The sequence below is a fragment of the Nitrospira sp. M1 genome (assembly GCF_965152605.1).
On record NZ_OZ224217.1, the window covers coordinates 2,284,025 to 2,296,611 of the forward strand.

The 12,587-nt window shown below is 47.6% G+C and carries 13 protein-coding genes and 1 tRNA gene; 4 read left to right on the forward strand and 10 right to left on the reverse strand.

The window, feature by feature from the left end; genetic code table 11:
• The first annotated feature begins 781 nt into the window (after window positions 1-781).
• The 3 genes from ACWHX8_RS10390 (at window position 782) to ACWHX8_RS10400 (ending at window position 2,085) form a co-directional block, all read left to right on the forward strand.
• Window positions 782-1,081 carry a hypothetical protein gene (locus tag ACWHX8_RS10390; protein WP_447968055.1) on the forward strand — a complete coding sequence of 100 codons (300 nt, stop codon included), beginning with the start codon at window positions 782-784 and terminating at the stop codon, window positions 1,079-1,081.
• Between the two features lie 32 nt (window positions 1,082-1,113).
• The gene (locus tag ACWHX8_RS10395; protein WP_447968056.1) at window positions 1,114-1,305 is read left to right on the forward strand and encodes a hypothetical protein; all 192 of its coding nucleotides are present in this window, start codon (window positions 1,114-1,116) and stop codon (window positions 1,303-1,305) included.
• A 354-nt stretch (window positions 1,306-1,659) separates the two neighbouring features.
• Window positions 1,660-2,085, forward strand: a complete 426-nt coding sequence (locus tag ACWHX8_RS10400; RefSeq protein WP_447968057.1) for a YbaN family protein — start codon at window positions 1,660-1,662, stop codon at window positions 2,083-2,085.
• Between the two features lie 175 nt (window positions 2,086-2,260).
• Here the strand turns inward: ACWHX8_RS10400 and ACWHX8_RS10405 are convergent, their stop codons facing one another.
• From ACWHX8_RS10405 to ACWHX8_RS10415, 3 genes are all read right to left on the reverse strand, one after another.
• A complete protein-coding gene (locus tag ACWHX8_RS10405) occupies window positions 2,261-2,644 on the reverse strand; it encodes a hypothetical protein (RefSeq protein ID WP_447968058.1) in 384 nt (127 codons plus the stop codon).
• A 160-nt stretch (window positions 2,645-2,804) separates the two neighbouring features.
• Window positions 2,805-5,054, reverse strand: a complete 2,250-nt coding sequence (locus tag ACWHX8_RS10410) for an acetylxylan esterase (protein ID WP_447968059.1) — start codon at window positions 5,052-5,054, stop codon at window positions 2,805-2,807.
• Window positions 5,055-5,217: 163 nt separating this feature from the next.
• The gene (locus tag ACWHX8_RS10415) at window positions 5,218-5,658 is read right to left on the reverse strand and encodes a CBS domain-containing protein (RefSeq protein WP_447968060.1); all 441 of its coding nucleotides are present in this window, start codon (window positions 5,656-5,658) and stop codon (window positions 5,218-5,220) included.
• A gap of 295 nt (window positions 5,659-5,953) precedes the next feature.
• Here ACWHX8_RS10415 and ACWHX8_RS10420 point away from each other — a divergent pair, with 295 nt between their 5' ends.
• Window positions 5,954-6,370: a GFA family protein gene (locus tag ACWHX8_RS10420; RefSeq protein ID WP_447968061.1), complete on the forward strand. Its 417-nt coding sequence runs from the start codon at window positions 5,954-5,956 to the stop codon at window positions 6,368-6,370.
• Between the two features lie 33 nt (window positions 6,371-6,403).
• Here the strand turns inward: ACWHX8_RS10420 and ACWHX8_RS10425 are convergent.
• The 7 genes from ACWHX8_RS10425 to ndk form a co-directional block, all read right to left on the reverse strand.
• Window positions 6,404-6,478: transfer RNA gene (locus ACWHX8_RS10425), tRNA-Gly, on the reverse strand.
• A gap of 71 nt (window positions 6,479-6,549) precedes the next feature.
• On the reverse strand, window positions 6,550-7,776 hold the full coding sequence (gene tyrS, locus ACWHX8_RS10430) for a tyrosine--tRNA ligase (protein ID WP_447968062.1): 1,227 nt from the start codon (window positions 7,774-7,776) through the stop codon (window positions 6,550-6,552).
• 36 nt (window positions 7,777-7,812) lie between these two features.
• On the reverse strand, window positions 7,813-8,235 hold the full coding sequence (locus ACWHX8_RS10435) for a ComEA family DNA-binding protein (RefSeq protein WP_447968063.1): 423 nt from the start codon (window positions 8,233-8,235) through the stop codon (window positions 7,813-7,815).
• A 17-nt stretch (window positions 8,236-8,252) separates the two neighbouring features.
• Complete coding sequence (lpdA, locus tag ACWHX8_RS10440; RefSeq protein ID WP_447968064.1) at window positions 8,253-9,656, reverse strand: dihydrolipoyl dehydrogenase; 1,404 nt, start codon at window positions 9,654-9,656, stop codon at window positions 8,253-8,255.
• Window positions 9,657-9,800: 144 nt separating this feature from the next.
• Window positions 9,801-10,184 (reverse strand): glycine cleavage system protein GcvH, encoded by a 384-nt coding sequence (gene gcvH, locus ACWHX8_RS10445; RefSeq protein WP_447968065.1) that lies wholly within the window; start codon window positions 10,182-10,184, stop codon window positions 9,801-9,803.
• 214 nt (window positions 10,185-10,398) lie between these two features.
• Window positions 10,399-11,949: a tetratricopeptide repeat protein gene (locus ACWHX8_RS10450; RefSeq protein ID WP_447968066.1), complete on the reverse strand. Its 1,551-nt coding sequence runs from the start codon at window positions 11,947-11,949 to the stop codon at window positions 10,399-10,401.
• A 74-nt stretch (window positions 11,950-12,023) separates the two neighbouring features.
• On the reverse strand, window positions 12,024-12,437 hold the full coding sequence (gene ndk, locus ACWHX8_RS10455) for a nucleoside-diphosphate kinase (protein WP_447968067.1): 414 nt from the start codon (window positions 12,435-12,437) through the stop codon (window positions 12,024-12,026).
• Between the last annotated feature and the right edge of the window lie 150 nt (window positions 12,438-12,587).

The window sequence follows — 12,587 nt, forward strand, 5'->3', positions numbered from 1 at the left end:
AGACGGTTTCTTCTTGGTTTCTTTTCGTGAGTCCTGACTTTTTGACATGACGATGACTCCTCAGGGGTTGTATCAAGTTCCTAGATTGCCGTACGGCGCGTCATCCTACCGAACCTTTCCAGGAAAGTATAGACACAGGATAGCTAAAATTTTATACGTAAAAGTTTACATACCCATCTTCTAGGAGAAAACATGGCATTCATCCCACCCTCGAAGACAACGGATATGACAACTTACCTCTTAAAGAGTCGGAAGAAGAAACCTGGTCTCCCCGAGTAGTTCAGGTGACACGAACAGGTTACCCCACTCCTAGAGTGTAATATTTCGAAGCAGATACGGAAGCGAAGAAGAAGTTAAATTCCCTGTAAATTCAATGATAAAATACACAATATTCTTTTGAACGATAGTAAACCCACCCCCATCAACCTAGCGGGATTCACTCTATATTTGGATGTCTTATTTGACTCGCCACCGGTAGAATGTTACCTTAAGGCACGGTTTGAGCTACGGTTACTGCTACACAGTGCTCCTAAATCGACATTAAGGGGTACTTCCATTCTGACGCCCTAAGCCCCGTAGTACGTGATGCTTGAAACCTAGGCTTTCTACCATGCATGTGTATGCGAGGATGAGTTCGTGTGAGATGGAAAAGTTTCGTGCGACTTCCGAGGTATCTCAAATGTTGGTGCCGACAATGGGTATCGTATGGTTATTCGACATGAATTGATCAAGTTCCATTACAAAGATGCCCTTACTCAGATAAGAAGGAGAGAGAGAGAAGATGAAGATGACTAAAGGTTGGCCAGCCCACAAACGTCCGCATAAAATAGTTCGAATCAAGGATAACCGGAGCATTCCCTGGAAAACCTTGGGTCTAACAGATCCATCGGAAGAACAGCGGTCCCGGTCGATGGACGAAATTCGACAACAAGTCTTAATGATGTCGTCACAAGAAATTGGTCAAGGATTTGAAGAGATCCAGTATGAGGAAAGCCCGAAGCTGGCAAGCACCTCTGCCCGTCCTAAAGCAGAACGCAAGCCGCATGGTCGAACGACCAAAAAGCAAACCATCCAACGCTAGGGAGGATCGAGGCTTACCTCCAAGCCGATGTAATGGGAAAAATTAAAAAAGAAACTCAAGGAAAACGACTTCGTGAACATGCTCAACGACTCAAACGCCAAGAGAAAGCCCAGCGTCGTGAGCAGCGCAAGGATCAATCTGCAGCCGAAGTACGCCCAGCCATCGAAGGGGAAGATCCAGATCTTATTGGGTTACGGTGTGGTCCCCAACCTCCCCTGTTTTAAATAACTTCTTCGTAATTCCACATAACGTCGCATTAACGTCATTGATCTTGTTGATGCGACGTAGGTTTTCGTAATATTTCCATTTCCCGCAGACCATCCGTTACATCACTCCATTTATTCGCTCGACCGTTTTGACCGGCCTCTTACAGGAATCAACACCCACTGCTTCCATTCAATACAATCGATCATTAAGCTGTTTACCCCAAGACCTCTACTCATTATCCAGTAATTTCCATTAAAGCCAAATACCGCATAGCGCTCGCCTGATAAGTTAATGCTCCGAGTGAATTAGCCGATATACTTACTTAGGAAGCGAGTTTTTGTTGGTCAGCACCTGAACAAAGGGATTCGTTTATGATTATTCAGTCCGCCCCATTGCGGTTTGGGGTATTGCTTGCCGGGTGGATCTGTTTAGCCTTTGGGTTTGTTGGCCTTTTTCTCCCAATTTTGCCAACGACCCCATTCATCCTTCTCGCAGCCTATTGTTTTTCCAAAAGCTCTCCTCAACTCCACCACAAACTCATCCAACAGCCAACGCTGGGCCCCATGATTCAAAACTGGGAACAGCATGGCAGTATCAGTAAGCGTGCCAAAATTACAGCGACCGTCACGATGGTCCTCTTATTCTCATTCTCACTATTTATATTGTCAGTTGGAGTACTCTTGAAAGCAATGCTGGTGGGTATCGCAACTGGCGTCTTAGCCTTTATCTGGACAAGGCCACTACCACCCTATGAGCGGGCCGAAGACACTCAGTCAAAACTTGCCAATGAAATGTAAGGATGGCGAATCGGCCAACATCTTTTAGTACAAACTCCACATCTTCTGCTCATCTTTCTCACACTTCACGTCACGACGTTCTCAACAATTCCCCGTTTTCTCACCGGGGTATAGTCATGAGTCGAACGCAGCTAGCAGGATCTCGACTCCTGGACGAATGAGGTACGCTTGAAGGTTACTGAGCTGAACGGAATACGGCCAAGAGGTCACTCAGTGCAAGCGTCTTAATTCTTAATATTTCTCGTTCCTGATCTACCTGCGCTTTCAATTCTGAATCTGTAGGACTCTTGGTCAAGGCTTTTGCGTTTTTCATCACCCGATCATACTCCTGCTCAACCTTTTCAGGAACGATTCTGTTACAAGAGAGTCGATTGAGAACAGCAAGCTTTGTCTCAACTAAATGTTTCTGAAATTCTCCTTCAGAAAGAGATGACTGATGCCCATCTTCTGCTCGACAACGATCGAGATATTGAGCAAGAAGCACATACAACCTCAAGAGGGTCTCGGTTGTTTTGATATGTTGTGGGACATCTTCTTGTTCTTGTTGTTCTTGAGACATTATGGCCTCCTTTCGGCTTTGACTTGCCAACGGCTGCCGATTCTTCCTAATTTCAACACGTAGGCCAAGTCATCTCAGTGCCTTCGTCTTCATTGTACCACGTAATTTTACGAGACTGGTCACCTATTTTACGTCCGAAGCCATGAACGCAACCAAATTTCTACATGCTGAATGACGACATGAACCACCGTGAAATTTCATGGCTAGAAGTTCTTTCTACGCTAATAGAACATTGCTCTGGACTATCGGTTTGCGAATACGAAATTCGCGTTTGGCGATACACCTCTTCAATCTGCCGGACAGTGAGTAATTGGTTCTGCCCATCCACACATCCTTCCATTCGAAGTGGGCGAGGAGCTAGTGCTGCAGTAATATCAGGTAGATCCGTCACGGTTACTAGGTCTGGAATCATCGCATCGACTGGCTGATAGACAAAAGGCCCTTCCAGCAATGAGGCGTACGAGGCAAGACCTCCATAGACATACACAGCCTGAATTTGCGGTTCAAAGAGTGCGGTAAGAAGCGACACAACTCCACCGAGCGGTTCACCTCGCTCAGGATAGGGATCTGCATCTAAAGGCACAGCAAGACTCGTGTGAGGATGGTTTGGTGCGGCAAGAGAGTCCCCCCACAATCCAATTCGATTTGTATCCATATCATCTCGATGCCTGAGGTACGCTAGCACAGTCCGTAGATCACGGACTCGAGAGGTGAGCACACATTCTCCAAGCATCAAGCTCGTTGCCGCAACACTGGCACTTGGACTAATTCTACCGCGAGAGACCTCCCCCTGCCGTCCATCTCCTATTCCTCTTAATTCCGTCAAACAGACGACGACTCCTTGGCTGAGTAATTGCCGAATCAGCAACTGACGTTCCCTTTTTAAACGCCGATTGCCTTCTTGGGCCAAGCCGATCACGACGAGAGGTTTGATGGTAGCCACATCGGATGGCCACAGAATCTGCACACGCACCTGAATATTTTCTTCAACTGCCAATTTGACGTATTCAGACCGACCAATTCTTTGATGGACTGACTGAACGCGGTAAGAAGTACAGGGTCCCATCGGACCAAGCACGTGAACAAGATCATGCTGTAATTTCATCGCCAACTCATGGGGGTTCTGAGATGTTCGGACATCTCGCCCAATTGAGAGATACTGCGCACAAAGTTCCTGCGCGACAACATGAACCGTACGAGGAACATAGATTTTGCGAGCCTCCTCCGTCATGCAGTGCAGTTGGTCTTTGGGAACATACTCGGTTACTTCGTGTTCAGGGATGGGAATGTCAAACCACTCATATAGTATGGGATAGAGTTGAGCACGATGGAGAGGACCAATATTCATACAATGGCTATCAAGAGAACCGTTTCCCGATACGCAACCGGAACCATGTACCGACCGGAGGGCTTCTGGCTTTTCATAGAGTCCATAAATTGTCTGAAGATAGTCCCAGGCAACATCGCCACGATTCCAGGAAAACTCACGTCCATACACGAGACGACGGGGCGCAAGTGAGGCCAGAATAACCCATGGCCAAAATCGCAATTGAGCCGTATTCGGAAGATTTCTTGTCGATTCCCAATCACCCATCGTTAGCTGTCCAAAATTAAATGCGACAACAGCCGACACCCGAGGATCTAACGCCCCAACCACAGCCGCAAGATCCCCTCCGCCCGCCACAGAACCCATGACGATAATTCGCTTGCGGTCAATGTGGGAATCAGCCAACAACAGATCAATGCCACGTTGCACATCCTGCACCATCCAGCCCATGAGACTTTCTCCCATCAACTGCAATTGCATATTCAGCACATACCGAAAATAATAGTCTTGCCGATCAACACGAAATGCTCCAGAGTAGTCTTGTGGAAACTCGAAAGGATGTTGCCGTCGCTCACCATGTCCAAGCAAATCCATGATGAAGACTGTGCATCCTTGCTGAGCCCAGGTCATCCCCATACACTGCAACTCCTCTTCGGTCTTTGAATCGTGATGGCTGTGACACAGGACGATTGCGGGAGTATTCTGGATGACGCTAAGGGGACGATAGATGTTTGCGGTCACAGGAAGATCCATGTGACCGTGAAAGACTACATTATCGATGACGTATCCGTTTCGTTGTAACGTGCTCGTCACAAGAGGACGAAATTGGGCACTCGTTCCGACATTCAATTTCAACGAGCGACGCAGGGCATCACACCGCACATCACGAAAGCTTTCCCACTCAACTTTCGTATTCAGCCCATTCCATATGGCCATATCCTGCTGTACAGCCTCGTGAATCTGTGCCGAAAGATGTGTCCCAAGATCTCGCATTCGACGATTTCCCACTGCAACTTTCCGTTCCCACAACCATTGACGTAGTGGAGGCGGAAGGTATTCACCGATCAACTGTTTTATTTGCATAGTAGTAATCCTGGCAACCCAGCACATAGCAAGAATACGTATACAGCGAGGAATGGTAACCGCAAGAAACGGGGAAGAGTTACAAGTGCGTCATGATCGAGAAGTCATACGCCAACGAAAAGCTCTACTCATGTACACCACCAACATGAGACTCACGGCAGTACTAGCCGCCGCTTCCAACATCTGTAGCTTTAATATAGCCCAAAATAACATCTCTCCGAGCTAAGATACCGATTAACCTCTTGCCTCTCACGACCGGGACACGAACCAGGTGATGGGTCTGGAGCAATCGTACAATTTCCATAAAAGGGGTTTGCTCTGCCACCGATATAACCTCTGCAGTCATGATCGAGGATACAGGCATCTCTCGCAGATCGTTTCCACGCTCAATGGCTTGAAGCAGATCAAACTCCGTCACAATCCCAACTAAGGAATGTTCGATATCAACCACGGGCAAACTACCAATATTTCCATCATACAGTTTATGGCCCACGGTGAGGACTCTATCATCCAGCTTGCATGTGGTCACCTGATCTTCCATTAATTGGTGAGCCAAAAGTGTAGCCGGATCACAACGTTGCGAGATCCATTCGACCTTCCTCATACCCGTTCCTCCTTCGTATGACTTTCAGAATCAACGCATTACGCTAATCACAAAGTCCTTGGCCTGAAAAAACCTTCATCTTCCTTTCTAAGGAAGCTGACATCCATTCAACGTACTATCTATCTTGATATCATACAGTAGCAAAATTTCACTAAGTATTCACCTCGAATTGAAACTCGATCGGCCCCTAATACAATGCTACCATGCAAGATGAAACATTGAAGTCTATTCCTAAGAACTTTTCCTAAATATAATGACTCATTCGTCAAAGCCGAGGAAAGAGAATACTGAATCTATGGCCATTACTGGATCATGTTTTTGTGGTGCCGTCACATACATCATCGAAGGAACGCTACGAGATGCGCGATCGTGTCACTGCTCTAGTTGTCGAAAGGCATTCAGTGGGCAGGCGTCAGCGTATGCACTTGTGAATCCCGAAGAACTTACATGGACTTCTGGGGAACATCTACTCACGACCTATGAATCGAATAATGGTGCGGGGCTACAATTCTGTCGCGTATGCGGCTCGACCCTGTGCGGAACATTCAAAGGGAAGGTACACGGAGTCACGCTCGGGTGCACAGAAGGTGATCTAGGAATTAAATTGAGCATGCATATATTTGTAAGTGACAAAGCTCACTGGGAAACCTTACCACATGATGGCGTTCCTCAATATGAAGAGTGGCCGCCAATGAAACAGAGCAAAAACTAAATGGGTAGAAACAAACTAGGGGATTGGAAATATTGGAGCGGGCGATGGGATTTGAACCCACGACAGCTTGCTTGGGAAGCAAGAACTCTACCACTGAGCTACGCCCGCTCTCGAGGTACTCACATTCTATGCGTGTGCTGAAACTTAGTCAAGGAAATAAGAAAGGGACAAAGACGATATTAGTCTTTCTTGAATTCCAATAGGGCAAACTTCCGTTTGCCGATTTTCATACGATATTGTCGGTGTACTTCAAGCGTGATATCTCCATTTGGATCAGTCAGTTTTTGTCCATCAAGTTGAATCGCATTTTGCGCGATAAGACGACGAGCTTCGGCCTTACTAGGAAGAAGGCCGGTCCGCATAAGCACATCAATGACACCAATCCCCGGCAGATCAGCACTGCCTACGTCTGACGACGTGAGGACAACATGGGCATCAGGCTCATCAGGAAAATCTTTGGATTGAAAACGTTGCTGAAAGTCAGCTTTGGCTTGTTCGGCGCCTGCTTCACCATGATATTGAAAGACAATACGTTCAGCCAATGCTTTTTTCGCTTCCATCGGATGTTGGGCATCGATGATCGATAAGTCTTCGGTCGTTAACAATTCGTAATATCTCCGCATCAACGTATCGCTAATCGACATGACTTTGCCATACATGTCTCCAGGCTTATCCTCCAGCGCAATATAGTTCCCGTAACTCTTACTCATTTTCCGAACCCCGTCAGTCCCTTCAAGCAGCGGCATCGTGATGACCGTTTGAGGCTTTTGTCCGTAGTCCCGTTGTAAATCCCGTCCGACCAACAAGTTAAACTTTTGATCGGTCCCTCCCAGTTCTACATCGGCCTGGAGTGCTACCGAATCATACCCTTGGACTAACGGATACAGAAACTCATGCACGCTGATGGGTTTTTGCTCACGGTACCGGTTTGAAAAATCGTCACGCTCCAGCATGCGGGCCACACTGTAATGTGAACATAACTGCACCATATCCTCCGCATGCATCTCACGCATCCAACGACTGTTAAATTCAATTTGTGTTTTTTGAGGATCGAGCGTTTTAAAGATCTGCTTTTCGTAGGTTTTGGCATTGTCTAAGACTTGCTCTTTTGTCAGGGCAATACGGGTTTCCGAGACACCCGTCGGATCGCCAATGATTCCAGTAAAATCACCAATCAGAAAGATAACGTCATGTCCGAGATCCTGAAAATGCTTCAGCTTTTGAATGAGAACCGTATGACCGAGATGCAAATCTGGCGCAGTGGGATCAAACCCCGCTTTTATTCGAAGCGGTCTGTTTTCTTTGAGTGACGTGGTAAGTTTGTCCTTCAATTCATCGAGCTGAATGACCTCCACCGTTCCACGAAGAATAAGCTCTAACTGATGCTGAACTTTTTCGTCTGACATATCAGAATATTTGATGACTAATTGAATAGAGGCCGATCACGATCCTAATGGCCTTCCGTGTCGTTCTTCTTGCGTCACGGTGACCAGCGGGCGAAGACGTTCAATCCGCACATCTCCAATGCCTGGCACGGCTTTCAGATCATCCACCGTATGAAACAGTCCGTGCGTCTCACGATACTCGACTATTCTTTGAGCCAGCACACCGCCAATGCCTGGAAGCTTACGCAAGGCTGCAACCTGTCCTTGATTCATATCAACCCGAAGACTGTGTACTTCAACAGCCCGTGCAGGGACATGGATCGAACGAGGTTTCGTCAGATGACCCGAGATAGATAATGCGGCAAACGAAGATGGACGTTCAACAGAGGTTCGAGTATCTGAACCTGGCCATCCAATGAATGCCACACATACAATACCAACACCCAGAATTCCCGCCTTTGTCAAGACGGAGGATCGCACTGAACTCTGCTTAGACATCACACGCGCTTTTTCGCCTGATGAATTGCGAGTCCATCAACATCCTCAGCAGCTTCCATCAGACCTTCGGCAAGTGTGGGATGGGCATGAATCATCGAAGCCAGCCTCTCAATGGTCGAACCGGTTTCCATGGCCATCGCAGCCTCATGAATGAGATCGGCGGCATGTGCTCCCATAATATGCGCACCCAGGAGACGACCTGACTCGGCATCGGCAATGACTTTAAACAGTCCCGTTGTCTCACCGACACTCTGCGCCTTCCCTAGCCCACTATACCGAAAGCGTCCAATTTTTGTTTCTATGCCCCGTTCACGTGCCTGCTGTTCGGTCAGACCCACTCGTCCTATTTCCGGTAGCGTAAAAATTCCGGCAGGAATCACATCGTAATTGATTGCGTGCGAACGACCGATAATATTTTCAACTGCGACTTTTCCTTGTGCTGATGCCACATGAGCCAACATGGCTTTACCCACGACATCTCCGATTGCGTAGACTCCAAGAATATTCGTCTCCATCCGATCGTTAACCAGAATCTCCCCTCGCTCCCCCAGCGTGACTCCGACTTGTTCCAATCCGATCTCTTGTGTGTTGAACCCACGCCCGATAGAGACCAACACCACATCAGTTTTGAGTTCTTCACCTGAACTGAGTGTCACTGTAACATCTGAGTCTCCAAGCTGACAGGTCTCCACCTTTGTCCCGATATATTGTTTGATCTGACGTTTTTTAAACTCACGGGCCATTAAAGATGAGAGTTCTTCATCCTCTTCAGGGAGGAGAGACGGCATCATCTCAACAACCGACACTTCAGCACCCAGTCCGTTGTACAGCGAGGCAAATTCACATCCCTCCACCCCTCCTCCGACAATCAACAGACGCCGAGGAATCGCCTTCAATTCAAGAGCGTCTTTACTCGTGATGATTCGAGTTCCATCAATGGGAAAGAGTGGAAGATTCGGCCAAGACGAACCCGTGGCGATAATGATGGCATCAGCCTGAACCGTTGTATCAGACCCATCGACCATGGAGACTTGAATCGTTCGATCATCGACCAAGGTACCAGTCCCTTGCAAGTGACTCACACCTCCACCTTTCAACAGCATGCCAATGCCCTTCACCAAATTCGTCACCACCTGATCTTTCCGTTTGACCATTTGAACGACGTCATACTGCACAGGTCCTTCGACCTGGATACCCAGCTCACCGGCCTTCTTGACCTTTTCACCTAACTCGACAACCGAAAGAAGCGCTTTACTTGGAATACACCCCCAATTCAGGCACACGCCACCCAGTGCCTGGTTCTCAATGAGCGTCACCTTTGCTCCCAACTGTGACGCGCGAATGGCTGCCACGTATCCGCCAGGTCCGGCTCCGATGATTGCGATATGCTTTTGTGAAGTCATGAAAGTTTCACGTTCGCAGTTTCAGGATATAAATTCGTATCTCGTTGCTCGTATCTCGTCGCTCGGGTTTTTCCATTTTTCAATTTGCACTTTGCCTTTTACATTTTTCCTTCTTTTACTTCTTACTTTATCCCGTTTCCCCTCTCACGCCTGAGACTTCAGAAACTCATCATATTGTTCAGGCGTCATTAATTGCTCTATTTCGGAAGGTGTTGTTAACTCAAGAACGGCAATCCACCCCTGCCCATACGGATCTTTATTAATCAGTTCGGGATGTTCATCAAGCTCTTCATTCACCTGAAGAACTTTTCCGCTCACAGGCGTATAAATGGTCGACGTGGCTTTGGTGGATTCAATTTCTCCCAGTTCTTGCTCGACTTCAAACACCGTCCCAACTTTTGGGACTTCAATGAAGACCACATCGCCGAGGGCATCTTGTGCAAAATTACTAATACCGATCGTGGCTTGCTGACCATCCACTCGAATCCATTCATGCTCTTTGTGAAACCGCAGATCACTCGGCTCCATGAAGTCCTCCATACAAGTTGTAAGAAAAAGAAAAGGGAGTGTTCAAAAAAAACCGTCCAATAAGGCCAAGTTGGTGAAACGTCGTTCGTAGAAAAAAAACGTATCTCGTCGTTCGTATTTTATAAGAAGAGTCTTCAGGCTATTCTTTCACGCTTCACGAGCGACGAATCAGGAGAACGCAACGGGCAAACTTTCTCAACGCTGACAGAATGTATCAAGAAAACGGCCGCAAATCATAGACTAACCCAATACCCTGAGGTACATTGGCATCGCCCGTCAATTCCTTCAACGAATCCGAAGACCAGGCTTTAAGCCCGAGTTTTCTTGGAACAGTTAGCCAGAGTCTGCTTGGATCTTTGAAGACCTCCAAAAATCGTTGAGCGATTCTTGAAAGCGATTCTTGCCGAGACCGGGTACGTAATCCAGCAGGTACGGCATTCATATGCTGCGGCCCGTCAACATCAACTACCAAGAACGAAAAGTCAAGATGATGACTCTCAAGAACATCTTCATTTAATTGCAATAATGTTCGAAGTGGATCGTTGAGTCCCCCAGCATAAAGTTCAAGTGCTACTTGAACTTTATGATGAGACTGTTTGACGCTACTCATCAGGTCTTGTAAGACCGTTAGTTGGGCTCGAGCCCTCCAGCCTATCCACCGCCAAAACTCCGATTCTTTCGGAATGGCAACTCGCCTGCCACGCTTCCCCTTCACACTTTTGCTCGCAAAGACTTTTTGTGGCTGAAAAGACAATCCAAATGCCTGCTGAAATTTCTTCAACGCAATAGGCGTCACGCCATCAAACATCCCCATGGGTGCATCGCCGAGAAAGACAATGCCATCGATGCCAGAACCGGCAAGCTGCACGAGTATATCCTTTAAAAATTTTTGGTATTCTCGATTAAACACGTCAAAATACTGCGTCGAGCGAAGCGCTTTCGATTGTTGATCATACGCACGATCAGCCCAGCGCGTCCCGGAGTCGATATCTAGCTGACCGAGACACCGCACATTCACCCCTAAAAATATGGTGAGACCATATTCATGAGCCTGTTTTACAAATGAGGTAAAACGTTTTGGATCTTTCGAACCATCGACGACTTTAGTCAAAGGCGATTCAAATAAACCCGCAACGTCCTTTCTCATCATCCCACATTCAAGGTTGATCAGCTGCGTCGTCACGCCACGACGGGACATATTTTTAAGCCGTGTATTCCAATCACGACCTTCACGCCATTGCCTGAACGTCATTTGCAAGGCAAAGACTTCGGCAGGCGGACGAACATGTGGAGGAGACGGCGGAGGCGCAGGAGGACGTATAGGAGAAGACGGCGGCGGAGTTAACCGTGCGTGAAGTTCCTCCATATACCGTTGCGCTTCTTGGTGATGTTCGGCGGCTCCCTCATGACCTACCACCTGCCGGTACTGCTTCAAAGCTGCCTTGATATTCCCAGATTTATGGTATGCGCGAGCGAGAAACCACATCACTTCAGCTTCATAGGTCGAACGAGGATACGTGGACAAAAAACGCTGAAGGCTCTGAATGGCCTGGGAGTACCGCGCTGCGAGAAAGTCCGACTTTGCCGAATGAAAAAGCCGCTCTTGCGAGCGCAGCTGTAAGTCTTGCACTTGAACCGGCGGCTCTAATGGTGCGGACTTTCCGCAAGCCGAAAACAACAACGATAGAAGCAGGAGCGCAAACCAAACCGTTGCTCCGTTCGTTTCCTGAAGTCCAGCATCGTTTCTCGTCCGCGTCACCACCATTCAGATGCCCTCGCTATTGAGAAGCCGGCAGATTCATACTGCCCAAGTATCTCTTTTTCCTCAGCCTTGTCTGCTCATGATTTCAGTTCAGGAAAAAAGAATGCAATTTCCACCTGAGCCGTCTCTGATGCATCCGACCCATGCACGGCATTGGCCTCAATCGAGGCCCCATGCGCCGCACGGATTGTTCCTGCCTCGGCTTTCGTGGGATCGGTAGCCCCCATCAAGTCACGATTGACTTTGATGGCATTCTCCCCTTCCAGAGCTAAAACAACGACAGGACCAGAAGCCATATACGTCGTGAGATCATTAAAAAAAGGACGCTCTTTATGAACGGCATAAAACCCTTCAGCTTGTTCCTTCGAGAGGGTCATCATTTTCAGGGCAATGGGTGGGATTCCTGCCTCTTCATATCGCCGAATAATGTCCCCAATCGCATGTTTCTTCACTGCATCCGGCTTAATAATCGCAAGCGTACGCTCCTTCATACACGTAAATCCTTTCTTGAACTTTCAGTGAATTGTAAAAAAGAAGAAAAACGACGAAATTACGTATAACCTCAACACGTAAGTCGCATTCTATGAAACCACCCTCTATGGTTGCAAATTTTACACCCCATAGAGTTTGTAGCCACAATT